Genomic DNA, 24,167 nt, shown 5'->3' with positions numbered 1-24,167 from the left:
AAGATGGAAGAACTCGATACCGCCGCGCCCGCGAAATCACCGTCGAAGGTGATCACGATCGCTATCGTCGCTGTCCTGACGCTCGTCGCCGGTGGCGGCGGCTGGCTGGTCGGCGGCATGCTTGCGCCGCCACCGCCCAAGGAGCAGGTGGACGCGGCGAAGGAAGTCGCCCCGAACGCAACAGGCGAAGAGGGGGTCCCGAAGATCGCGACGGAGGCCAACGGCGTCGTTCAGCTGGAGCCGATCACCACGAACCTTGCCTACCCCTCTGAAAACTGGGTCCGGCTCGAGGTGGCGTTGCAGTTCGACGGTATCCCGGACCCGGCCGTGGCCGAGCAGATCCACCAGGATATCGCCGCCTATCTGAAAACCGTATCGCTGCAGCAGATCCAGGGACCACGCGGGTTTCAATATCTCAGGGATGACATCCAGGAACGGGTTGACCTGCGCTCGGATGGGCGCGTAACCAACGTTATGTTCAGAACCTTCGTCATTCAATGATTCGCTAAATGATCCGGCTCATCGCCTTCATAGTCGCCATGATGGCGATGTCCGGAATTGCCGGCGCCCAGAGTTTTCCCTCTGACATCCTGAACACGCCTATCGATGGCTCTGCCGCGTCCTGGATCATCCGGACCTTCGGCCTTCTGACCGTCCTTTCGGTGGCGCCCGGCATCCTGATCATGGTCACCAGCTTTCCACGCTTCGTGATCGCGTTTGCCATCCTGCGCACCGGCATGGGTCTGGCAACGACGCCGTCGAACATGATCATGGTGTCGCTGGCGCTGTTCATGACGTTCTATGTGATGGCGCCGACCTTCGACCGCGCCTGGCGCGATGGCATCGACCCCTTGATGAAGAACCAGATCACCGAAACTGAGGCGTTGCCGCGCATCGCGGAGCCGTTCCGGGAATTCATGCTGGCCAACACCCGCGACAAGGATCTGCAGCTCTTCATCGATATCGCCAAGGAAAAGGGTCAGACCGTTGTCGTCGACGACAAGGTCGACCTGCGCGCCGTCGTACCCGCCTTCATGATCTCGGAAATCCGCCGCGGCTTCGAGATCGGCTTCCTGATCATGCTGCCGTTCCTGGTAATCGACCTGATCGTCGCCACCATCACCATGGCGATGGGCATGATGATGCTGCCTCCGACGGCAATCTCCTTGCCGTTCAAGATCCTCTTCTTCGTGCTGATCGACGGCTGGAACCTGCTCGTCGGCAGCCTGGTGCGCTCATTTAGCTGAGCAATTTTGCCCGTCCTGGCAACGGCATCGCCTTGCCGGTATGTGGCGCCCTGCATATGGGGTTTCGGCGCGCCGGTCTTCCGTCACCCGTCTCGATTCCGCGAAGGCCTGTCTCGAGCGTCGTGCCTCAGAAGAGCGCACGAAGGACGCCCTACACTTTGGTTTCAGGCCATCGTATCCGTCTTCAATGGTTCGCTTGAAAGCGGGCTGCTCCGAAGCGTTGCCGCGCAAGCGTGAGACGATGGGCGCGATGTGCTTGTGCTGCCGATCCGCGACGTCGAACAAAAAAACCCCGCCGTGTCGGCGGGGTTTAAGGGGAGACGAAGCATGTCGGCGGTTGCACCGCCGCCGTGTTTTTACTGAGCAAATGATCCCGTTCGCGCCGGCAGGGCCGGCACGTCGATGAGCGCGGGCTCCAGTCCGTTCCTGGCGCGGTCGGCCATCATCTCGTAAGCCTGCTCGAGGTGGCGGCAGAAGCGCTCTGCGTCGAAGAGCGGCTTCAACATTCGATTATCCGTGAGCCGCTGCCGGTACTCGGCGACCTTGGCGCGGTTCTCGTAAAGAGCGACCGCCTGCTCGATGTAGTCGTTGATGTCTGCGGTAACGAGTTCCGGCACGCCGATCGCGTGCAGCAGGCTTTCGCTAACGCGTGAGGCGAAGTGGGTGCCCTTGGGCGTCAGGACCGGCAAGCCCATCCACAGCTGTTCGGAGGTTGTGGTGTGGCCGTTGCAGGGGAAGGTATCGAGGCCGAGATCTGCCGCCGGGATACGGCCGAGGTGCTTTTCGTAGTCGACCTTCGCGCAGAAGATGATGCGCTTCGTGACGATGCCGTAGCTTTGGAAGCGCCGGAGAATATGAGCCTGGGCTTCGGGTTTCGGGCACATGAGCCAGAGCACGCTATCGGGGGTTCTGCGAAGGATTTCCGCCCATGCCTTCATCGTCTCAACCGTGATCTTGCGGTTGGCGTTAAACGAGGCGTAAACGAACGCGTCTTCCGGCAAGCCGATCTCCGCGCGGTTCGTCGTTGCGGGCAGGGGACGGCCGGCAGGGTCGTTCGGCTGGTAGGTCTCCGGCAACCGGCAGAACCGCTCGTGGTAATGTTCCTGGCTGCCATCGGGCAGGACGTAGGGGTCGCCGATGATGTAGTCGAGGTCGGTGTTGACGGTGGTGCCGGGGAAGCCGAGCCACGCGACCTGAACCGGGGCGACCTTGTGGTTGAGAATGGAGACGCGACTGTTCATCGTGTGCCCCTTGAGATCGACGAGAATGTCGATCTGTTCGTCGCGGATCACCTGGGCCGCATGCTCGTCGGAAAGGTGTTCGACGCGGACGATCCTGCCCCAGCTCTCCCGTCCTTCGCCGACTACCTTGAGATATTTCTCCGGCGTGTAGCAGAACAGGACGATCTCGAATTTTTCAGGGTCATGGGCGGTCAGGACGGCCCGCAGCAGCTTCATGGTGGCGTGCAGGCCCCAGAAGTCGTTGGACAGATAGCCGATCCTGATTTTCTTACCCCAGCTATGCGGCATGGAGCGACGCTCCTGCGGCAGGCCGGGCGGGAACGGCTGATCGAGTGCTGCAGCCAGGCGGTTCAGTCTTTCGTCGCGGCACCAGTGCACGTTGTAGAATGGTGTTTCCGCGCGCAGAAATTTGCTATTGCTCGATTGAACCACGCGCTCCAACGCTTGCGCATAGTTTTCGATTTCGTTGAAGTTGTTCACTTCCTGCATGAAAACGAGATAGGCGGACAACAGGACCGGGTTCGAAGGCGTCCGCCGGAACAGGTTGGTGACGATCTCGCGATCGTCGTTGTTGCCGACGTCGGACGTCAGCAGCTTCGCAGCAAGCACCTGGTGTTCCTGCCGGGCGCTCGCCGAGAGCGTCGACTTGAAGGGGCCGAGGATATCGGCCTGGTCGCGCTTCAGGAACAAGGTCACGATGATGTAGGCAAGTTCGGGATCCGTCTTGGCCTGCTCGAGCAGCGGCCGGCCGAGGCTCAAGGCCTGATCGTCATTGCCGCAGGCGAAGTGCAGCTTCATGGCTTCCGCCAGGAAGTGCTCCGAACGCAATCCACCTTCTTCACCCGCCAGTTGATAGGCTTGCGCCGCATCGCTCCGGAAGCCGAGCTTGAGCAGTACCTTCGCCAAGAGCGCGTAGGTTTTGGCATCGCGGGTAAGATCGAGCAGCTGATTGAGGGAATCGAGGGCCTCGGTGTACTGGCCTTTTTGATACTGCCGCGAAGCGGAAGAAAAGATGGTGTGGGCGTTCAAGGGAAGCTCCATGGAATAAGCGCAACCGTTGTCACCGCGCAAGCCTGTGCAACGTCAATGTACCAAGAGCCTGTTTTGAAGCAGAAACCTTGCCCCAGGCGGGATTGCTGGGCGATTAGCGTATTGTTTTCCAACAAATGCAGTGTCGCCGAAGTCATTCCCGCAAGCGGGGCTGGGGCGAAAGTAACGTGCTGTTAACCATAAGATTTTGCTTCGAAAATATCTTGCCGCCTTAATGAAATCGCAAGCATTGGAGGTGATATTCACCCTCACATGACGGGTTTGGTTTCCTTCACTTGAGTGAGCGGAGCCGAGTGGCATGAAGCCGGTCCGTCATTACCGGTAGACGTTTTCAAGTCCGGTATGTCCCCAACCATGTAACCTTGTAAATTTGAGGGACAGTCTCATGACTTCTATTATGACCAACAACTCGGCAATGGCCGCACTCTCCACGCTGCGTTCGATCAATTCCTCGATGGAAACGACGCAGGACCGTATTTCGTCCGGCTTCCGCGTTGGTAACGCTTCCGACAACGCTGCTTACTGGTCGATCGCAACGACCATGCGTTCGGACAACAAGGCCCTCGGCACCGTTCAGGACGCACTCGGCCTCGGCGCTGCCAAGACCGACGTTGCTTACACCGGCATGAAGGCTGCGATCTCGGTCGTCGACGAAATCAAGGCAAAGCTGGTTGCTGCCAGCGAGCCGGGCGTTGACAAGTCCAAGGTCCAGAAGGAAATCACGCAGCTTCAGGATCAGCTGAAGAGCGTCGTCAAGTCCGCTGGCTTCTCCGGCGAAAACTGGCTCTACACCGCTTCCGGCGCAACTGCTCCGGGCACCAAGTCGATCGTCGGTTCGTTCAACCGCGACTCCAACAGCAATGTCAGCCTGACGACGCTCGACGTCGACACGACCAAGACGATGCTGATCGACGAAGCTGCAACGGCAAACGGCCTGCTGACGGCAGAACTCAAGGATGCAGGCGGCACGGCTATCGCTGGCGTCAGCGTTCTCAGCCTCAACATCACGGCAGCCGACACGACCGCGCTGAAGAACTACCTCAGCGGTGTTGACACCGTGCTGAAGAGCATGACCGATGCCGCTTCGGACCTCGGTGCTGTCAACAAGCGCGTCGACCTCCAGAAGGACTTCGTCGACAACCTGATGGACTCGATCGAATCGGGCGTCGGCAAGCTGGTTGACGCTGACATGAACGAAGAGTCGACCCGCCTGAAGGCTCTGCAGACGCAGCAGCAGCTCGGCATCCAGGCTCTCTCGATCGCCAACAGCAGCTCGCAGAACATCCTGTCGCTGTTCCGCTAATCGGTCCAGACACCGGCGATTTCGGTCCCGGTCTGCAATACGAAAAACCGCGTCTCGATCGAGGCGCGGTTTTTCTTTTGGCTATACGGTTTTTTTGGGTCGCGGCTTCAACGTTCGTTAACCATCTTGGTGTTTTCTATGCCTATCGAAACGGCGGGTTAACCAACAAGATTAACGCGTTAGCAGGCATGAAGCTGGCCGCCGTTTCCCGGTAATCCCGGAATGTCCCTTTCAATCCAGAATTCCCAAGGGGCACTCAGCCAATGACTTCTATCATGACCAACAACGCCGCGATGTCCGCACTCTCGACGCTGCGTTCGATCAATTCCTCGATGGAAATGACGCAGGACCGTATTTCGTCGGGGTTCCGCGTTGGTAACGCTTCCGACAACGCAGCTTACTGGTCGATCGCAACGACCATGCGTTCGGACAACAAGGCCCTCGGTACCGTTCAGGACGCACTCGGCCTCGGCGCTGCCAAGACCGACGTTGCTTACACCGGCATGAAGGCTGCGATCTCGGTCGTCGACGAAATCAAGGCAAAGCTGGTTGCTGCCAGCGAGCCGGGCGTTGACAAGTCCAAGGTCCAGAAGGAAATCACGCAGCTTCAGGAGCAGCTGAAGAGCGTTGTCAAGTCCGCTGGCTTCTCCGGTGAAAACTGGCTCTACACCGCTTCCGGCGCGACTGCTCCGGGCACCAAGTCGATCGTCGGTTCGTTCAACCGCGATTCCAACGGCGCTGTCAGCCTGACGACGCTCGACGTCGACACGACCAAGACGATGCTGATCGACGAAGCTGCAACGGCAAACGGCCTGCTGACGGCAGAACTCAAGGATGCAGGCGGCACGGCTATCGCTGGCGTCAGCGTTCTCAGCCTCAACATCACGGCAGCCGACACGACCGCGCTGAAGAACTACCTCAGCGGTGTTGACACCGTGCTGAAGAGCATGACCGATGCCGCTTCGGACCTCGGTGCTGTCAACAAGCGCGTCGACCTCCAGAAGGACTTCGTCGACAACCTGATGGACTCGATCGAATCGGGCGTCGGCAAGCTGGTTGACGCTGACATGAACGAAGAGTCGACCCGCCTGAAGGCTCTGCAGACGCAGCAGCAGCTCGGCATCCAGGCTCTGACGATCGCCAACACCAACTCGCAGAACATCCTGTCGCTGTTCAAGTAATCAGCGCGTCGGGCATGGGGGCACATCCGCCCTCATGGTCACCAACTCCAGGAAACCGCGTCGCCCGAGAGGGTGGCGCGGTTTTTCCGTTTCGCGTCTGTGGCTTGCTGGCATTAACGCCTGCTTCATATTTCCTTATTTTTGTTCACCTTCGTTACTGACTTATGAATGGCGTTAACTGTTTGTTAACCAAACAATCATTACACATTCGTTAAGAGCGAAGGGTCGCCCCCAGGGCAAAACAGGGGCGGTTCGCATGACGCTGGTCCCGTCGCTGCCGGTCATTCACACCGGGATGTTCTCAGAAAATCTTTCGGGGCAAGTGACCAATGACCAGCATCATGACCAACACGGCCGCCATGGCCGCACTCCAGACGTTACGCTCGATCAACACCAACATGGCCGAAGTGCAGGACAGGATCTCGTCCGGCTACCGGGTACAGACGGCAGCGGACAATGCCGCCTACTGGTCGATCGCGACCACCATGCGATCCGACAACGCCGCTCTGTCAACGGTGCAGGACGCGCTCGGCCTCGGTGCAGCCAAGGTCGATACCGCCTATGAAGCGATGAAAGCTTCCATCGACATCGTCACGGAAATCAAGACGAAACTGGTTGCCGCGCGCGAGCCGGGTGTCGACAAGCTCAAGATCAACAAGGAAATCACGGAGCTGAAGAACCAGCTCATGTCTGCCGCGCAATCGGCGTCGTTCTCGAGCGAGAACTGGCTGTACAACACCAATACCGCCGCTGTCGGCACAAAGTCGATCGTCGCCTCGTTCAACCGCGACGGAAACGGCAATGTTTCCATTACCACGCTCGATTTCGATACGGCGCAATCAATGCTGATCGACTCAGGCAGCTCGGCCCGCGGCCTGCTGACCAGAGGCTATGATGCTGACGCGCTCCTGGGAACGCCGACGGGCACCGCGGCTCCGTACTATCTGATCGTCGCACCGCCCGCAGCTCCTCCGACCGGCACCGAAATCAAGCTGTCCGCATCCACCACGCCTGCCGACATGGACGCGATGATCCGCGTCGTCGACAAGATCCTCGGACAGTTGACGGACGCCGGCTCGACACTTGGTGCGATTACCAAGCGCATCGACATGCAGGAAAGCTTCGTCGCCAACCTGATGGATACGATCGACAAGGGCGTCGGCCGTCTCGTTGATGCCGATATGAATGAAGAATCGACGCGGTTGAAGGCGCTGCAGACGCAACAGCAGCTCGGCATTCAGGCGCTCTCGATCGCCAACACCAATTCCGAAAACATCCTGCGCCTCTTCCAGCAGTAAGGTTTTCCAACCGGTGCGCTCTGGCCCGCCGGTTTGAGATCGCTCGGCCGCATCCGCTGAGAAGCGGATGCCGGAACGGGTTGAGTTCTGCCATGTCGTCGGTCACGGCACCCGGTGGAAACGGTTGGACCGCGCTAATTGCCCTGGCGCGGTCCAACACATTCATTTTCGCACAAGTTTGACCGAATAGCCTTCCCTCGCAGTCCTGTCGGTTGACTGCCGGCCAATATGAGATTTGTGCCGCCGCCTGCATCGGTCCGCCGCTTGGATGAGAGTTTCCGAGCGCGACCTGTGTAAGTCCAAGCATGCAGGGTTCGCCGCTATCGGCGAGCGGACCCGAGGGAGACATTTCAGCAGTGTCAGCATCATGGGAATTCTGCGCCGTAAGGCGGCGCCTGTCGGGCAGACGGGGATCGCCGGCTGTCGGTCTGCGCGCATCGAGGTTCCAGCCATGAGCGCGATGCTGTCACGCTATCTCAAGGATTTCAGCGCGCCGAAAGTCGAACTGTCGATGATGCCGCCGAAATATTTTCCCGATCTGGATATCGACTACTCCGATAGCGACCGTTCCGCGCCGCGGTCGATCGCCCCTCAGATCGATGTCGATGCCGAGCGTCGTGACGCATTCGAGCAGGGCCGCGCGGAAGCGCAGGCTGAGCTTGCCTTTGAACACGCCAACCAGATTGCCGACCTCCAGGCCGCCCACGCAGCCGAAATCGAAGCCCTGACCCAGCGCTTCGAGGATGAGGCGGCAAGCCGTGTTGCCGAACGATTCAACGCGATGACGGATCAACTGGCCGTGTCGCTGGGTGACCAGACCGCCCGTGTGCTTGCTCCCGTCATGGAGGATGCGCTTTTGCAGCGGGCCGTTGCCGATATGGCCCAGATGATCCGGCAAGGGATCGTCGCCGGCGAAGGGTGTGCGATCACCATCAAGGGCCCGCTTCGCCTGTTCGAAGCCTTGAAGAGCAGCCTCGGCGACGACATGCCGGTGTTCCGCCACATTGAAACAATGGACGTCGATCTCGCCATCGAAATGGACGGCACGATCCTCGTCACAAGAATGGCGGCTTGGGCCGACACTGTCCGGAAGGTTCTCGCATGAGCGACGAAAGCCACCACAACGGCAAGAACGAAATCATCATCGTCAAGCGCGTGAGCGGCAATCATGACGGCCATCACGGCGGAGCGTGGAAGATCGCCTATGCCGACTTCATGACGGCGATGATGGCCTTCTTCCTCGTCATGTGGCTGATCAATGCGGCCAACGAAGAGACGAAGGCGGCGATCGCCTCCTATTTCAACCCGGTGCAGTTGACCGACCAGAAGCCTGCCGAACGTGGCCTCAAGGACCCTGCCAAGGATGCGCAGGGAGAAGAGACGCAACAACGATCGAAGGTGGACGGCGAGCAGGACAAGTCCGGTGGCTCCGCAAAGACCGGCGACCAGCTGACGGCGACTTCGGGCGAGGAAACGAAATACTCCGACGCGGACTTTTTCGAGAACCCCTATTCCGTGCTTTCCGAGATCGCACAGGAAGTGGGCCAGCAGGCAAACATCAGCGTCAAGGGTGACGGCGGCGCAGCGCAATCCGGGCCATCGACCGGCGCTGAGGGCGGCGAAGCCTATCGCGACCCGTTCGACCCGGATTTCTGGACCAAACAGGTCGAAGTCAAGGATGCCGGCAACGCGGCCGAGACAGATGTAGCCCTGGCGTCCAAGGCGGCCATGGAAAGCGGCGCAGCGCCACTGCAGAAAACCACAGAAGAGCAGAAGGCCGAGGAAGGCGCCAGGACTGCCGAAGCCGGCAAGAGCGATGCCGAGAAGGCCGAGCTTCTCAAGCAGGATGCCGCGGCGCAGGCAGAAGCGCTGAAGGCCGAGATCACGAAGGAGCTCGGCGGCGATGCCGGCAAACTGGCGGAAGGCCTCGTCGTGACGCCAGCAGAGGGTGGTCTGCTGGTGACGATCAGCGAGCAGACGGATTCCCAGATGTTTGCCGTCGGTTCGGCCGTGCCGCAGAAGGAACTGATCATGGCCATGGAAAAGATCGGCAGGCTGTTGTCCGAGCGCCAGGGCGCCGTTGCCATCCGCGGCCACACCGATGGTCGTCCGTTCAAGGACGGCACCTACGACAACTGGCGCCTGTCGGCCGCACGGGCTCAGAGCGCCTACTACATGCTCGTGCGCGGCGGTCTGAAGGAAGATCGCGTCAGCCAGATCACCGGCTTTGCCGACAGACGGCTGCAGATCCCTGGCGATCCCTATGCGCCCGGTAACCGCCGCATCGAAATCCTGCTGCAGTCGGCAAAGGGCTAGGACCGATGCTGCGACGCCTGAGATCCGCCTTGATGATGTCGGCACTTGCCATCCCGCTTTCGGCGGGACTGGCCGGTGCCAACGATCTCGAGGAGCTTGCACCGTTCAAAATGATCCGGTCGCTGCAATATGTGCAGGACTCGGTGGTGCTCGGCGATCATTCGGCCATCGAGATGCAGCGCTTCATGCTGGGGGCGATCGACAAGCGGCTCAGGGCCGCAGACGCATCCGTGTTCCGCGATCCGCGCAACGTCGATGCGGCGCTTGTCTACGCCATGAGCGGCGGTAACCCGGAGACGCTCAACTATCTCGCCGACCACGATGTCGACGGCAATTTCGATTCGCGCGTTACCGATGCGCTGCGCCAGTATCTCGGCGGCAAGGGCGGTCTGATCGTCGAGAGCCTGTCGAAGGCGGCGCCCGAGTACCGCAACTCCCGTGTGGGTCCCTACCTGTTTCTGATTCTGGGCAATGCCACCTCGCAGCAGGATCCGGTTGGGGCGATGAAGTTCTACGACTGGGCACGATTGACAGCTCCCGGCACGATCATCGAAGAGGCGGCACTTCGCCGCTCTGTCTACCTCGCAGTGCAGGCGAACTTGCCGGACAAGGGCTTCCGCTACGCGCTGAACTACGCCCGCCGTTACCTGACGTCGCCCTATGCGAGCCAATTCGCCGATGTCTTCGTCGAACTGGCCGTGGGGCATTTCGAAGAAGGTGCGCATGAGCGGATTTCCGAAATCCTGACCTTCATGGACGCGCCGCGCCAGCGAGAGGTCTATCTGCGCGTCGCACGGCGCGCCGCCATCAGCGGCAAGCAGACCCTGGCGAAGCTTGCGTCCGAACGAGCCGAACAGCTTGCAGTCGACGGCGCCTCCGAGCCGCGCGTACTTGCCAATTTTTACGCCGGGCTGGCGTCGGTGCCATCGTCAGACGTTTTCGCCGCGACCCAAAGCATTGCCGCGATCCCGGACGCGGAGCTCTCACCGCGCGACCGCGCCTTGCGCGATGCCGCCAAGGCGGTTGCAGATGCGGTCGTCAGACCACCGGACGATGAAAGCCTCACGCAAGCGTTCTCCGCTAGACCGGTTCAACCAGTCACGCCGAATGATGACATCGAAGGCGTGGAAACGGGAAGCGGCATGAGCCCGTTCGGGGAACCGACGGCGCAGGCCGGCGTCCCGACAGCTGAAGAGACGACAGAGGTTAGTGCCGACGCTGCCGACGCCTCCGACCCGGCCCACGATGGTTTCGTGGCGAAGGGCCGGTCAAAGGTCGACGAGATCGATGTGCTGCTTAGGGGGGAAGGCAAATGAGAGCTTTGGATGAAAGCCTGCGCGCACCGCCTCCAACCCAGACGGGCAAGGCGGGCGCCCGCGCGGGCGGCAAAGAGCAGGCCCCGGGCGCCTTCGAGGATGCCGTCGCGACCGCCGGGCGCCAGAAGGCGAACGGTCAGGGAGGACAGGGTTCGGTCGCAGGAAACGGCGATGCCGCAGACGGCGATAATTCGGGAGCTGCGGCTTTGATCGGCAACGGTGGCATCAAAGGCGGTGACGCAAAGATCTCGATCTCCAAGCCAGCGCACAGGGCGCCTGGGGATCTCGAGGACCCGTCGCTTGAAAATCAGAATGCTCAGAACGAGCGTTTCTCACTCGCCGCACGTGAAAAGGACGCCAAGCGTCTTGCCGCAGCCAGGGCAACGCTAGCGCGGGAGAACACGGGCACGCCCGAACTGGCCGGCGAAGCGGACGACGTGGCTGCGCGCATAGCGGCGCTGTCGCACGGGCCTGGCAAAGCCCAGACGAGCGGCGCACAAGGTGTCGACGGCAACGTCGAGCCGACAGACGGGCAAACGGCTTCCGAGGCCAAGTCATCGCCAAACGCCAGCGTGGATGATCTGCTGACCTTGCTCGGCGGCAATGCGATGCCGTCGGCGCGTGCGGATGCGCGAGCCGGCGCGCCCGGATCGGTCGGTGTTCATGCGCTTGGCGACGGCAACGCGAAGGTCGCAGCACATGGCGAGATGACCGATGCGCATGGTTCGAACGCTGAAGGTGCCGAGGGCGAGCAGGGCACGGACCGGCTGTTTCGCTTTGCCCGCGCCGATGGCAAGGGCCAGGCGATCTCGATGAGCATATCCAACGATGGTGAGCGCGCGACGGTCGACGCCGCGCGGTCGTCGGCCAAGGCCGAAAACGTCACCGTGCTCGAGGCACGCCGGTATCTCGGCATTTCGATGAATACGAATTCCACCAACGTCACCAGCGCGATCGCCGGTGATGCAGGTTTCGCCCAGTCGTTGCAGCACAGTGCGGCCCTCGGCCAGCCGGATGCCTGGACCCAGGCCGGCAAGACCTTGAACACGCTCAAGATCCAGATGCATCCGATCGAGCTCGGCCTTGTTACCGCGACGTTGCGGTTGAAAGACGACGAGTTGCAGGTCGAGCTGAAGGTCGAAAACGCCGACGCTTTCCGCCAGCTGCGCGACGACCAGAGCGAAATGGTCAAGGCGCTGCGGGCCCAGGGCTTCGCGGTCGATCAGATCAACGTCGTGTTCAATTCGGGCGGCGATGCCTCGACCGGCAGCGGCAGTTCGCAGCAGCAGGCTCAGGCGGGCCAGCAGGGCCGCGAGCGCGCCGAGGACGGTAGCGGGCAGGGGCGGCAGCGACAGAATGGCGACAGCCAGGCTTCAATGGCGGAAAGGCGAGTTGGCAATGGCGGTACGGATGATGCGGTTGCCGGCACTGAGCGTTCTCGTACTGGCCACGTCTACATGTAGCGCGTTCGCCAGCGCCGGCACCGGCATCTGTGAGCGCGAAATCATCTCGGCAGCGTCGAAATACGGCATCCCCGCAGGCATCCTCTATTCCGTCGGGCTGACGGAGACGGGCCGCAAGGGATCGCTGCAGCCATACGCGATGAACATCGAGGGCAAGGCCTATTTCGGCAACAGCACCCAGGACGTACTGGTCCGCTTCGCCAATGCCCGGGCTGAGGGTGCCAAGCTCATCGATCTCGGTTGCATGCAGATCAATTACTACTTCCATGGCGATCAGTTCGCATCGCCGACGGAGATGCTTGACCCGCGCAAGAATGTCGAATATGCCGCGCGCTTCCTGTCCAACCTCCGCGCGAAGCACGAGAGCTGGACCATGGCCGTCGCGCGCTATCACGCCGGCCCGAATAACGACCCGGCGCAGAAGAAATATGTCTGCCGGGTGATCGCGAATCTGGTCGCGACGGGCTACGGCAAGTGGACGCCGAACGCCACGCAGTTCTGCCAATAAACAACCAATGATTGCTTGATCGCGGGCCGTGCCGCATTGTGGCGACAATGCGCGGAGAATGTGACGGCAAGTGGTTTTGTCGCAAGCCGTTAACTTTTCCACATTATTTTAGTGTGATCGTTAACACTTAGCCACTAGATGTAGATCAAATCGGTGCGACATGGTTAATCAATTATTAATTCCACCCATTAACTTCCTCTAGTTGTTCATGAATCCCTCGATTCGTACCTCTCAATCAGTGCGGTGCCATACTGATTCGGAGGCGGACGAATGATCGTAGTGGTTGATGATAGAGAACTCGTGAAGGACGGCTATACGTCGCTTTTCGGGCGTGAAGGAATTCCCTCGACGGGCTTTGATCCCAAGGAGTTCGGCGAGTGGGTGAATGCGGCGGCAGATTCGGATATCGATGCGGTCGAGGCGTTTCTGATCGGCCAGGGTGACAGCACCTTTGCCCTGCCGCGCGCGATCCGCGATCGGTCGATGGCGCCCGTCATCGCCGTCAGCGATACCCCCTCTCTCGAAAACACGCTGGCGCTGTTTGACTGCGGCGTCGACGACGTCGTTCGCAAGCCCGTCCATCCCCGCGAAATCCTGGCCCGGGTGGCGGCGATCCGCCGGCGTCTGAAGGCCATCAACAACTACACCGATATCGGTCCGATCCGCGTCTTTGCGGATGGCCGCGATCCGGAGATCAACGGCGACGTGTTCGCATTGCCGCGCCGCGAGCGCCGCATTCTCGAATACCTGGTCTCGAACCGCGGTCGCCGCGTCTCCAAGTCTCAGATTTTCAACGCGATTTACGGCATCTTCGATGAAGACGTCGAGGAGAACGTCGTCGAAAGCCACATCAGCAAGCTGCGCAAGAAACTGCGCAAGAAGCTCGGCTTCGACCCGATCGATTCCAAGCGTTTCCTTGGCTACTGCATCGACTGGAACTAAGGCGCGCTCAAGCGGTCGAATGCGGCACCTAAGACAGGTTCACGCAAGGCCCGCTTCCTAGTGTCGCTGCAACATGGAAATGAGGATCCGATATGAGTCTCTATGGCAGCATGCGAACGGGCGTCTCCGGTATGAACGCTCAGTCGAACCGTCTCGGCACAGTGGCTGAAAACATCGCAAACGCGAACACGACGGGCTACAAGCGTGCCTCGACTGAGTTCTCTTCGATGATCCTGCCTTCGGGCGGCGGCAACTACAATTCCGGTGGCGTCGAGACCCAGGTGCGCTACAGTATCTCGCAGCAGGGCGGCACCAGCTACACGACGTCGTCGAGCGACCTTGCGATCAACGGTGGCGGCTTCTTCATCGTGCAGGGCAATGGCGGCGAAAACTTCCTGACTCGCGCCGGCTCGTTCGTTCCCGACAAGGACGGCAACCTCGTCAACACCGCCGGCTTCAAGCTGATGGGCTACGAATACGTGGCTGGCGCCGACCCGACCGTGGTCGTCAACGGCTTCGACGGCCTGACGGAAGTCAAGCTCAAGGACGAGGGCCTTGTCGCCGCTGGCTCCACCAAGGGCGCGATGGATGCGAATCTTCCCTCGGGCGCGGCCGTCGGCGACACATCCAAGACCTCGATGGTCGTCTACGACAGCCAGGGCAACACCCGCATCCTCGATTTCACCTACACGAAGACCGGTCCGAACGCCTGGGGCCTCAACGTCGTCGACCGCACGTCGGGTACCGCTATCGGCACCCAGACCATGACGTTCGATGCGGCGGGCAAGCGCATTTCGGCCACGCCCGCCACGTTGACGACGGCCGCCATCAACAACTTGCCCGGCACTGGCGCGAATCTCGGCGCGCTCACGATCGACACGACGAAGACCACGCAGCTCGGTGGTGATTTCACCAGCAGCGGCGGCGGCATCGACGGCTCGAAGCCGAGCAAGATGTCTGGCTTCGAGATCGACAAGGAAGGCATCGTCTACGTCAAGTACGGCGACGGAAACCTCATTCCGAAATTCCGCATTGCGCTTGCGACCGTGCAGAGCCCGGACAAGCTCCTGCCGCAGTCGGGCAACGTCTACTCGCAGGGCACCGATTCCGGCGTCATCGTCACCGGTTTTGCCGGCTCCGGCGCTTTCGGCAACATCCAGTCCAAGGCGCTCGAGAACTCGAACGTCGACATCGCCAACGAACTGACCTCGATGATCGAGGCCCAGCGCAACTACACGGCAAACTCCAAGGTGTTCCAGACCGCGTCTGACCTGCTTGAAGTTCTGGTCAACCTGAAACGGTAATTGAAAGAGATACGGTCCGCGTCATGTCGCTGTCCTCCGCAATATCCATCGCACAACAGGCCTTCAGCAACACGGCGCAGCAAACCGCGATCGTGTCGAAGAACATCGCGAACGCGGGCAACGCGGATTACTCGCGTCGGCTTGCTCTGCTCGGGAGCACGGCGAACGGCGCGCAGGTCGTATCCATCTACCGTGCCCAGAACGAGGCGCTGCTCAAACAGAGCATCGCCGGCATGGGCGAGGCCTCCGGCCAGGCAAGGCTCCGCGAGGGGTTGGAGCTGATGAAGTCGGCGCTCGGCGGCAACAACTACGAGACGGCGCCTTCCAAGCTGCTGGCCGATTTCCGCAACAGCCTTCAGACCTTTGCCGCGACCCCCGGCAACAAGACGATTGCCGCCACGGCGGTGTCCGACGCCGGGGACCTGGCGGATTCGCTGAACAAGGCCTCGAAGTCCGTCCAGGACATGCGCGAAAATGCCGACAAGGAAATCGCGCTGGAGGTCGACAAGCTGAATGGCTTGCTGGCGGAGTTCGAAAAGGCCAACAATGCGGTCAAGTCGGCAACGGCACAGGGTACCGACCCGAACGATGCGCTCGATCAGCGCGACAAGATCCTGAAGCAGGTTTCCGAAATCGTCGGTATCTCGACCACGACGCGCGGCAACAACGACACCGTGATCTTTACCACCGACGGAACCGTTCTGTTCGAGAATATCCCGCGGTCCGTCACCTTCGCGTCGCAAAACACCTATGACGCAACGACTGTCGGCAACAAGATCTATGTCGACGGCGTGCCGATTGCAGCCGGAACCGGCGCCGATACGACGGCCAAGGGCAAGCTTGCCGCGCTGGTGCAGCTTCGTGACGACGTCGGACCGAAATTCCAGTCGCAGCTCGACGAGATTGCGCGCGGTCTGGTGACCCTGTTCCAGGAAGGCGGCCAACCCGGCCTGTTTACCTGGGGATCGCCCGGTATTCCGCCCGTGGGCATCGTGCCGGGCATGGCATCGAAGATCACGGTCAACGCGCTTGCCAAGGCAAACCCGCTGATGCTGCGCGACGGTGGTTTCGACGGCACGTCGAACAACCCGACCGGCAACGCCGGCTACACCGACCTGCTGGATGGCTTCATCAACAAGATGGGCGAGAACATGGCGTTCGACCCATTGTCCGGCCTCGACAGCAGCAGCAACATCATGAACTTCGCCACCAGCTCCGTTGGCTGGCTGGAGCAGTTCCGCAAGACGGCGTCGACAGCCGACGACAACAAATCGGCGCTCTTGTCTCGCACGGCGGAAGCACTGAGCAAGCAGACGGGGGTCAGCATCGACGAGGAACTGTCGCTGCTTCTCGATCTCGAACAATCCTACAAAGCATCGGCCAAGCTGGTCAGCACCGTGGACGCCATGATGGCGGCCCTTATGGAAGCTGTGAGGTAATCATGAAGACGTCCTTCGTTTCAAACCTGGCGATTCAGAGCGCCATGCGCCTGACGATTCAGCAAACTCAAGCCGAGTTGCTGAAGCGGTCGCAGGAACAGACAACCGGCATTCACTACGACCTCGGGCTGACGCTCGGCGCAACGACATCGCGATCGCTCAACCTTCAGCGCGAGCTGGACAGGATGTCGGCGATGAAGGGCACCAACGCCGTCGTCACGCAGCGCCTTTCGGCGTCCCAGGGTGCGCTTGAAACGATGCAGAAGGCGGCCGAGAAGGTGCGCGATACGCTCGTTACCTACAAGGGTAACGACAGCGTTGACGCGATGAAGATCCTGAAAACCGAAGTGAACGGCGCCCTTCAGATCTTTACGTCGGCGGCCAACACCTCCTTCAACGGCGAGTTTCTCTTCTCGGGCATCAACACCGACGTCAAGCCGTTGGCCGAATACAACTCGGTGCCTCCGTCTGCCGCCAAGGCCGCCTTCGATACGGCGCTGACAGGCTACATGTCGGCGAACAGCCTCACCGATATGAGCCAGTTCACGCCGGCGCAGATGCAGGATTTCATCAGCAACACGCTGGAGCCGATGTTCACCGGCCCCGGTTGGGACGCCAACTGGTCGGATGCCTCGAGCCAGAACATGACGAGCCGCATCAGCGCCAGCGAGGTCATCGAGAGCTCGACCAACGCCAACACCAAGAGCTTCCGCATGTTCGCGCTCGCAAGCGTGATTTCGTCGGAGCTGATGGACAAGAACGTCAATTCGCAGGTTCGCAACACGATCGGCAACGCGGCATTCGGTTATGCGGAGCAGGCCATTGCCGGCCTCAACGGCGAACGCAGTTCGCTCGGCATCTCCGAATCGCGCGTCAAGAAGGCGACCACGTCGCTTGAGGCGCAACAGAAGCTGCTCAATACCCACATCCTGGATATCAATGGCATCGATCAGATCGAAACGGCGACCCGTGTGAACACCTTGAAGACTCAGCTCGATACATCCTACGCGCTGACGTCGAGACTGCAGCAGATGAGCTTGCTCAACTACCTCTGAGAAGAGGCGACCGGACAAACATGAAGGATGTCTGAATGTACCAATTTTCCTATGCCGAGATCATGGAGGACGGCGTTGCCGACTCCAAGAATCGAGAACGGCAGGTACTCGATCGCTCGATCGCGCTCCTGGAAGCCGCGAGACAGCAGAACGGGTATTCGAGAGAGGCCATCGAGGCCATCTATTTTACCCGGCGCGTCTGGATCCGCTTCATCGAGGATCTTCGTGCACCGGAAAACCAGCTCAACGAAGAGCTGCGCGCCAATCTGATTTCGATCGCCATCTGGATACTCAACGAGACGGAAAAGATCCGCAAACGCGAATCCTCCAACTTCCAGGGCATAATTGACATTACCACCATCATCAGGGATGGACTGAAATGAAGAGCACACTGCGTATCTCGCTGAAATCGGGCGAAAGAATTTTTGTAAACGGCGCGGTGCTTCGCGTCGACCGCAAGGTCGCCGTCGAATTCCTGAATGACGTGACCTTCCTTCTGGAAAACCACGTGCTTCAGCCGGAAGATGCGACCACGCCGCTGAAGCAGCTCTATTTCATCGCCCAGATGATCCTGATCAACCCGGAAGGCGCCGAGCAATCGACCGCCATGTTCCGCAAGTCGGTCGTCATGCTGCTCAACTGCTTCAAGAACGAAGAGATCCTGGCTGAGTTGAAGCGGGTCGATGGCCTGGTCACCAACGGCCGCGCCTTCGAGGCGCTGAAGGCGATCCGCGGGCTCTATGCAATCGAAGACCGCATCCTCAACACGCAGGAAATCACGCCGGCCACGGTCGAGCAGATTCGCAAGGAGATTGCACCATGGCGGTAAGCGGCGTCAGCAACAAGGACTACAGCCCGATCGTTTCGGGTTCCGATTCAGGCAACGACGCCAGCAAGGCATCGCTGAACTATGAGAGCTTCCTCAAGCTGCTCGTCGCCCAGATGAAGAATCAGGACCCGACACAGCCGATGGACGCAACGCAGCAGATCGCGCAGCTCGCGACCTTCTCGCAGGTCGAACAGACGATCAAGACCAACAAGAACCTTGAGAGCCTGCTGCAACGCACGTCGCTCAGCGAGGCGGATGCGGTGATCGGCAAAACTGTCACCAATGCGGACGGTACGGTCACTGGCGTCGTCAAGGAAGTCAAACTATACTCTGACGGAATCATTGCAGTGCTGGATAACGGCAAGGAGCTCGTTATCGGCCCAGGCGTCAAGGTAAAGTGATACCCGAATGAATGAGGCGGATGCCCTCGATATCGTGCAGGCTGCGATCTGGACCGTGATCGTGGCCTCAGGGCCCGCCGTTCTTGCCGCGATGGTCGTCGGCGTCGTCATCGCCTTTATTCAGGCGCTGACCCAGGTTCAGGAAATGACCCTGACCTTCGTTCCGAAGATCCTCGCGGTGATGATCACGGTAGCCATTTCCGCGCCCTTCATCGGCGCTCAGATCTCGATTTTCACCGACATCGTCTTCTCCAGGATCCAATCCGGATTCTGATCGCGCTTTCGCGCTACCACTTTCGCGCAAGCTTGGGCCTTTATCTCCAGTCGTAAGATTGGGGCAGCGCGTGTGAATGCTGCCCGACCTCTCATGAAGAGACGGAAGAGACATGGCACAACAAGCAGCGCTGATCATCCCGAAAGTAGCACCAAAGGGCCGGGACATCGGCTTCGCTATCGGGATCATCATGATCCTGGCAATTCTCTTCCTGCCGATACCGCCGTTCCTGATCGATATGGGGCTGGCTTTCTCGATCGCCTTCTCGGTTTTGATCCTGATGGTGGCGCTTTGGATCCAGCGGCCGCTCGAATTCTCGTCCTTTCCGACGATTCTACTGATTTCGACCATGGTTCGCTTGGCGTTGAACATTGCCACGACGCGCGTCATCCTTTCCCATGGTCATGAAGGCCACGGTGCTGCCGGCGGCGTCATCTCCGGTTTCGCCAGCCTCGTCATGTCCGGCGATTTCGTCATCGGTCTGATCGTCTTTCTCATTCTGATCACGGTGAACTTCATCGTCATCACCAAGGGTGCGACGCGTATCGCGGAAGTCGGTGCGCGCTTCACCCTCGATGCCATCCCCGGCAAGCAGATGGCGATCGACGCCGACCTTTCCGCAGGCCTGATCGACGAAAAGGAAGCGCAGCACCGTCGCCGCGAACTGGAGCAGGAAAGCTCGTTCTTCGGTGCCATGGACGGTGCGTCGAAGTTCGTGCGCGGCGATGCGATCGCCGGCCTGATCATCACCGCGATCAACATCTTCGGCGGCATCATCATCGGTTATCTGCGCCACGACATGCCGATCGGCGAAGCAGCCGACGTCTTCGTCAAGCTTTCCGTCGGCGACGGTCTGGTTTCGCAGATCCCGGCGCTGATCGTCTCTCTGGCCGCAGGCCTGCTCGTGTCGCGGGGCGGCACGGCCGGCTCGACGGACCAGGCTGTTGTCGGTCAGCTCGGCGGCTATCCCCGCGCTTTGATGGTTGCCTCAGGGTTGATTATCCTGCTTGCGCTTATTCCGGGCCTGCCATTTTTCCCGTTTGCCGTTCTCGGCGGCGGCATGGCTTTCCTGAGCTGGATCGTCCCGCGCCAGATCGCAGCGGAAAACGAGGCGCGCCGGATGCAGGAAGCGGCAACGGCCCAGCAGACTAAGGAAGGCGAAGCGGACTCGGTCAAATCGGTACTGAAGACCGCCGAGATCGAGCTGCTGCTTGGCAAGCAGGTCTCGACCCGGTTGCTTGGCGCCCACCAGGAACTGGCGTTCCGCGTTGGCAAGATGCGCCGCAAGTTTGCCGGCCAGTACGGCCTCGTCATTCCCGAGATCAAGGTCTCCGACGATATCAGCATCCCGGACAAGGCCTATCACGTCCGCATCCACGGCACGACGATCGCATCCAACACGGTGCGTGTCGGTGAAGTTCTTGTTGTCACCGGCGGCGGCCGCCGCCCGAGCGTGCCGGGAGACGAGATCCGCGAGCCCGCCTTCGGCATGCCGGCGGTTTCCATTCTCGAGACGTTTACCGAAGACCTGAAGCGCGAAGGCTTCCACCCGATCGACAACGTCTCGGTGGTGCTGACGCATCTTTCGGAAGTGATCCGCAACAACCTGCCGCATCTCTTGTCGTACAAGGACGTGAAGGTGCTGATCGATCGGCTGGATCCGGAGTACCGCAAGCTGGCCGACGAAATCTGCACCTCGCACATGTCCTACTCCGGGCTGCAGGCCGTGTTGAAGCTGCTCTTGGCGGAGCGGGTATCGATCCGCAACCTGCACCTGATCCTCGAAGCCGTGGCCGAGCTCGCGCCGCATGTCCGCAAGACCGAGCAGATCGTCGAGCATGTGCGCGTGCGCATGTCGCAGCAGCTGTGCGGCGATCTCGCCGACAACGGCATCCTGCGTGTCCTGCGCCTCGGCAACAAATGGGACATGGTGTTCCATCAGGCGCTGAAGCGGGATGCCAAGGGGGAGGTTGTCGAGTTCGACATCGATCCGCGTCATCTCGAAGAGTTCAGCGAGCAGGCGACAAAAGTTATCCGTGAACATCTCGATCGCGGTATGCCCTTCGTGCTGGTAAGTTCGCCCGAATCCCGCTCTTATGTCCGCATGATCATCGAACGTCTTTTTGCCACTTTGCCCGTGCTCTCGCATGTCGAGCTTGCCAAGGGACTCGAGATCAAGATCATCGGCTCGATTTCATGATAACCGACCCCGAGGGCACGGTGCTCGCGCTGTTTGCGGCATTCTGCCGGATCGGGGCGTGCATCATGATCATGCCGGGGTTCTCGACCGCGCGCATTCCCATGCAGATCAGGCTGTTCATCGCGGTCGCCATCTCCATGGCGATCCTGCCTGTCATGTGGACCGATATCTATCCGCAGGTGACCGGTAAGGGCCACACCTATATCTACCTGATCGCGGCCGAAACGGCGGTTGGCGCGGTGATCGGTCTGGTCGCGCGCTACTATGTGCTCGGCCTTCAATTCGCCGGCACGACGATAACGATGCTGATGGGCTTCAACCCGCCGCCATCGTCGGACGTGCTCGAAGACACGGCGGAAAACCAGATCACCAGCATGATCAGTTTTGCCGGGCTGATGATCCTGTTCATGCTCGACTTCCACCACGTGATGTTCGAAGCGATCGCCCAGTCCTATCGGGTCATGCCCGTTGGCAGCGTCTTCGATCCGCAGGGCGTTCTCATCACGCTGACGGATTCGCTCGAGCAGACCTTCATGATCATGGTGAGGCTTGCGAGCCCCTTCCTGATCTACGGCCTCTTGTTCAACGTCGCCATCGGCATGGTCAACAAGCTGGCGCCGCAGATCCCGATCTACTTCATCTCGCAGCCCTATCTGATCATGGGGGGCCTGTTCCTGCTCTATCTCGGCATCGCCGCGATGCTGCGCCTGTTCGGCGACGGCTTTGCACCTGTCATGCAGGGAGGCTAGGCAAATGAAGACGCGCTCGCAGAAGCTCAAGCGCCTGGTCGCCGTTCAGCGTCATCTTGAGCAGATGGCTGAGGCTGACTTCGTCGAGATGACGCGCCAGCGCGATGTCCTGGCCGAGACGATTGACGTCGTCGTCGATGCCATGGGCTCGGGCCATCCGATGCATCGCATGTTTTCCGGTCACTATTCCTCGCAGGTCGGGCGCCTTGTGCAGAAGGACCAGATGCTGCTCGGCATCCAGCAGACGCACGAAGCGCGCATGCTAAAGGAGCGTGCGAAGGCCGACCGGCTCGAGGAAAACATGAAGGAGGCCCGGCAGTCGGAAGACCGGGAAGAGGCCGATAATTCCATCTACGACCTGATCGACCAACACGTCGCCGGCCAAGCGCCAGCTTCCGGTAAGGTTGAGCGGCGATAGTGTGACATCCGCAACGCTCGCCGATCGGCAGGGCGTTCGGGTCGAATGTTGAACGCGCGATTGCGTCGGCCCCGATCAAGGACGCCGCGATACCGTTGTCGAGAGGAATTGTCATGGCTATCTCTCCGCCCAGCGATCTGGTGATGGACGTCGTACGCGCCGCCGATCCGGCCGAGGTGCAGGAAGCGCAGGCCCGGCTTAAGGCCAATCGCGCCGCCTTTCAGGCGACGAGCCTTGCGGAAAACGGCAATGGCTTCGCCGCTACCGTCAACGTTCTCAACTCTTCGCAAGGTTCGAGTGGCCTCGGCGACATCAACAATCGCGTCGAACAGAAGAAGATCCCCGAGACCTATCGCAAGTTCGAAGCGATGATCCTGCAGAACTTCGTGAAATCCATGCTCCCGAACGACAGCGAGAACGTTTTCGGCAAGGGCACATCCGGTGACATCTGGAAAAGCATGATGGCCGAGCAGATCGGCGACGTCATCTCCAAGAGTGGCGGTATCGGCATTGCCGATCAGCTGGCGGGCAGCGATGCGCGTGAGCGCGTCAATGCATCGCTCGACGGCAACAGCCGAAACCTGGCCGCAAGCCTCGTGCAGGAATACGAGCGCAAGACGCTCACTGGTTATTCGACTGAAGACGATAAAAACAAACAAGCTTAATTGGGAGTTCATTTATGGAAGCTGTGGCATCCAACGACGTCCGGATCCAGAACGTGCTCGGCCGGCTGGAAATGATCATCGACAATGAAAACAGCCGTATCGGCGTTGATCCGGAGTTCGATATCAAGACGTCGAACGCGCACAAGAGCCGTTGCCTCTACGAATTGACGATGCTTCACCGCGATACGCTGCCGGGCGAAATTTCGCCGGCCTTCGCATCGCAGACCCGTCACCTGCGCGACAAGCTCGAGGTCAACTCACAGAAAGTCGAAGCCCATCTCGATGCCGTGCGATCGGTCGTCGATCTGCTGAAGACCGCAGCTCAGGACGCCGATGCCGATGGCATCTATTCCGAAGCGCAGTTCCGCTACAGCGATTTCTAATGCTTAAGCTCATTCTCACCGGGGTTTGGGTCTGCGCCGTCACGCTCGGATCCGTCTATTATTCCATGCAGAGCGCTTCGGCGCCCGTCGTCTCGGATGCGGAAGCAACGCGGCGTGCATCGGAGCAATATGTTCCGGGGGAAATGATCACGGTCCCCGTCATCAAGGACGGGGCCGTACAGGGCTATTTCCTGACCAAGCTTTCCTTCTCGGCGACGAAGGAAGGCATCAATAATTTGCCGGCGCCGCTGCGCCAGATGGTGACCGACCAGCTCTACGACATGCTGGTCGGCTCGCGCTTCATCGACGTCGCTGATACCGGCACGTTCGACCTGCCGACCTTCAAGTCGACCGTCAAGGACGGGCTCAACAAGAAGCTCGGCGGTGAAGTGATCACCGAGGTCCTGGTCGAACAGCTCGAATATCTGACCAAGGACGACGTCAAGCGCGTGGCCAACGGCCAGAATATCCCGCGGCAGAAGCCTGTCGCCATCGTCGACAAGAATGGCAATGTTGCCAACGACAAGCTGCCGGAAGGCGGCGTCAGCGCCAGCAGCGGCCACTGATCGCCTGCGCAACGGCTCG

25 protein-coding genes are annotated in these 24,167 nt (G+C 60.3%); 24 read left to right on the top strand and 1 reads right to left on the bottom strand.

From position 1 onward, the window contains the following. Positions 1 to 3: 3 nt before the first annotated feature. Both BLJAPNOD_RS20285 and fliP read left to right on the top strand, forming a co-directional pair. Positions 4 to 501 carry a flagellar basal body-associated FliL family protein gene (locus BLJAPNOD_RS20285; protein WP_077504330.1) on the top strand — a complete coding sequence of 166 codons (498 nt, stop codon included), beginning with the start codon at positions 4 to 6 and terminating at the stop codon, positions 499 to 501. 8 nt (positions 502 to 509) lie between these two features. Further along, a complete protein-coding gene (gene fliP, locus BLJAPNOD_RS20280) occupies positions 510 to 1,247 on the top strand; it encodes a flagellar type III secretion system pore protein FliP (RefSeq protein ID WP_053250460.1) in 738 nt (245 codons plus the stop codon). Between the two features lie 356 nt (positions 1,248 to 1,603). Here fliP and BLJAPNOD_RS20275 read toward each other — a convergent pair whose 3' ends face one another. Continuing rightward, complete coding sequence (locus BLJAPNOD_RS20275) at positions 1,604 to 3,517, bottom strand: glycosyl transferase (RefSeq protein WP_244610980.1); 1,914 nt, start codon at positions 3,515 to 3,517, stop codon at positions 1,604 to 1,606. Positions 3,518 to 3,923: 406 nt separating this feature from the next. Here BLJAPNOD_RS20275 and BLJAPNOD_RS20270 point away from each other — a divergent pair, with 406 nt between their 5' ends. The 22 genes from BLJAPNOD_RS20270 to BLJAPNOD_RS20165 all read left to right on the top strand — a co-directional run bounded on the left by BLJAPNOD_RS20270 (position 3,924) and on the right by BLJAPNOD_RS20165 (position 24,148). Continuing rightward, positions 3,924 to 4,841 (top strand): flagellin, encoded by a 918-nt coding sequence (locus BLJAPNOD_RS20270; RefSeq protein ID WP_115420945.1) that lies wholly within the window; start codon positions 3,924 to 3,926, stop codon positions 4,839 to 4,841. 263 nt (positions 4,842 to 5,104) lie between these two features. After that, positions 5,105 to 6,022, top strand: a complete 918-nt coding sequence (locus BLJAPNOD_RS20265) for a flagellin (RefSeq protein ID WP_115420944.1) — start codon at positions 5,105 to 5,107, stop codon at positions 6,020 to 6,022. 329 nt (positions 6,023 to 6,351) lie between these two features. Further along, a complete protein-coding gene (locus BLJAPNOD_RS20260) occupies positions 6,352 to 7,320 on the top strand; it encodes a flagellin (RefSeq protein ID WP_077504326.1) in 969 nt (322 codons plus the stop codon). Positions 7,321 to 7,771: 451 nt separating this feature from the next. Beyond that, on the top strand, positions 7,772 to 8,425 hold the full coding sequence (locus tag BLJAPNOD_RS20255; protein ID WP_115421393.1) for a hypothetical protein: 654 nt from the start codon (positions 7,772 to 7,774) through the stop codon (positions 8,423 to 8,425). After that, a complete protein-coding gene (locus tag BLJAPNOD_RS20250) occupies positions 8,422 to 9,636 on the top strand; it encodes a MotB family protein (RefSeq protein WP_115420943.1) in 1,215 nt (404 codons plus the stop codon). Before BLJAPNOD_RS20255 ends, BLJAPNOD_RS20250 begins: the two co-directional genes overlap by 4 nt. A 5-nt stretch (positions 9,637 to 9,641) precedes the next feature. Then, a complete protein-coding gene (gene motC / locus BLJAPNOD_RS20245; protein WP_115420942.1) occupies positions 9,642 to 10,952 on the top strand; it encodes a chemotaxis protein MotC in 1,311 nt (436 codons plus the stop codon). Continuing rightward, entirely contained in the window at positions 10,949 to 12,415 is a 1,467-nt protein-coding gene (locus BLJAPNOD_RS20240; protein WP_115420941.1) for a flagellar hook-length control protein FliK, read from the top strand. Before motC ends, BLJAPNOD_RS20240 begins: the two co-directional genes overlap by 4 nt. Next, the gene (locus tag BLJAPNOD_RS20235; protein ID WP_199566008.1) at positions 12,366 to 12,923 is read left to right on the top strand and encodes a lytic transglycosylase domain-containing protein; all 558 of its coding nucleotides are present in this window, start codon (positions 12,366 to 12,368) and stop codon (positions 12,921 to 12,923) included. The genes BLJAPNOD_RS20240 and BLJAPNOD_RS20235 overlap by 50 nt, the downstream gene beginning before the upstream one ends. Before the next feature lie 270 nt (positions 12,924 to 13,193). Next, on the top strand, positions 13,194 to 13,865 hold the full coding sequence (locus BLJAPNOD_RS20230; protein ID WP_025425938.1) for a response regulator transcription factor: 672 nt from the start codon (positions 13,194 to 13,196) through the stop codon (positions 13,863 to 13,865). Between the two features lie 92 nt (positions 13,866 to 13,957). Next, entirely contained in the window at positions 13,958 to 15,169 is a 1,212-nt protein-coding gene (locus BLJAPNOD_RS20225; RefSeq protein ID WP_115420939.1) for a flagellar hook protein FlgE, read from the top strand. A gap of 23 nt (positions 15,170 to 15,192) precedes the next feature. Beyond that, positions 15,193 to 16,608: a flagellar hook-associated protein FlgK gene (gene flgK / locus BLJAPNOD_RS20220; protein WP_077504321.1), complete on the top strand. Its 1,416-nt coding sequence runs from the start codon at positions 15,193 to 15,195 to the stop codon at positions 16,606 to 16,608. A 2-nt stretch (positions 16,609 to 16,610) separates the two neighbouring features. Continuing rightward, complete coding sequence (locus tag BLJAPNOD_RS20215) at positions 16,611 to 17,663, top strand: flagellar hook-associated family protein (RefSeq protein WP_077504320.1); 1,053 nt, start codon at positions 16,611 to 16,613, stop codon at positions 17,661 to 17,663. Positions 17,664 to 17,698: 35 nt separating this feature from the next. Next, positions 17,699 to 18,046 carry a flagellar biosynthesis regulator FlaF gene (gene flaF / locus BLJAPNOD_RS20210; protein ID WP_025425942.1) on the top strand — a complete coding sequence of 116 codons (348 nt, stop codon included), beginning with the start codon at positions 17,699 to 17,701 and terminating at the stop codon, positions 18,044 to 18,046. After that, entirely contained in the window at positions 18,043 to 18,492 is a 450-nt protein-coding gene (flbT, locus tag BLJAPNOD_RS20205; protein ID WP_025425943.1) for a flagellar biosynthesis repressor FlbT, read from the top strand. The genes flaF and flbT overlap by 4 nt, the downstream gene beginning before the upstream one ends. Further along, positions 18,483 to 18,893 (top strand): flagellar hook assembly protein FlgD, encoded by a 411-nt coding sequence (flgD, locus tag BLJAPNOD_RS20200; protein WP_077504319.1) that lies wholly within the window; start codon positions 18,483 to 18,485, stop codon positions 18,891 to 18,893. The genes flbT and flgD overlap by 10 nt, the downstream gene beginning before the upstream one ends. Before the next feature lie 7 nt (positions 18,894 to 18,900). Beyond that, positions 18,901 to 19,167 carry a flagellar biosynthesis protein FliQ gene (fliQ, locus tag BLJAPNOD_RS20195; protein WP_077504318.1) on the top strand — a complete coding sequence of 89 codons (267 nt, stop codon included), beginning with the start codon at positions 18,901 to 18,903 and terminating at the stop codon, positions 19,165 to 19,167. Positions 19,168 to 19,279: 112 nt separating this feature from the next. Next, positions 19,280 to 21,367 (top strand): flagellar biosynthesis protein FlhA, encoded by a 2,088-nt coding sequence (gene flhA, locus BLJAPNOD_RS20190; protein ID WP_115420938.1) that lies wholly within the window; start codon positions 19,280 to 19,282, stop codon positions 21,365 to 21,367. After that, on the top strand, positions 21,364 to 22,116 hold the full coding sequence (gene fliR, locus BLJAPNOD_RS20185) for a flagellar biosynthetic protein FliR (protein WP_077504316.1): 753 nt from the start codon (positions 21,364 to 21,366) through the stop codon (positions 22,114 to 22,116). The genes flhA and fliR overlap by 4 nt, the downstream gene beginning before the upstream one ends. Positions 22,117 to 22,120: 4 nt before the next feature. Continuing rightward, the gene (locus BLJAPNOD_RS20180) at positions 22,121 to 22,534 is read left to right on the top strand and encodes a hypothetical protein (protein WP_077504315.1); all 414 of its coding nucleotides are present in this window, start codon (positions 22,121 to 22,123) and stop codon (positions 22,532 to 22,534) included. 113 nt (positions 22,535 to 22,647) lie between these two features. After that, on the top strand, positions 22,648 to 23,199 hold the full coding sequence (locus tag BLJAPNOD_RS20175) for a rod-binding protein (RefSeq protein ID WP_115420937.1): 552 nt from the start codon (positions 22,648 to 22,650) through the stop codon (positions 23,197 to 23,199). 14 nt (positions 23,200 to 23,213) lie between these two features. Further along, positions 23,214 to 23,582 carry a hypothetical protein gene (locus tag BLJAPNOD_RS20170; protein WP_077504313.1) on the top strand — a complete coding sequence of 123 codons (369 nt, stop codon included), beginning with the start codon at positions 23,214 to 23,216 and terminating at the stop codon, positions 23,580 to 23,582. Further along, positions 23,582 to 24,148, top strand: a complete 567-nt coding sequence (locus tag BLJAPNOD_RS20165) for a hypothetical protein (RefSeq protein ID WP_115420936.1) — start codon at positions 23,582 to 23,584, stop codon at positions 24,146 to 24,148. Before BLJAPNOD_RS20170 ends, BLJAPNOD_RS20165 begins: the two co-directional genes overlap by 1 nt. Positions 24,149 to 24,167: the final 19 nt, after the last annotated feature.

The sequence above is a fragment of the Ensifer sp. M14 genome, from assembly GCF_003355565.1.
Classification (GTDB): Bacteria; Pseudomonadota; Alphaproteobacteria; order Rhizobiales; family Rhizobiaceae; genus Ensifer.
This window is presented reverse-complemented; position numbering and strand designations above follow the sequence as displayed.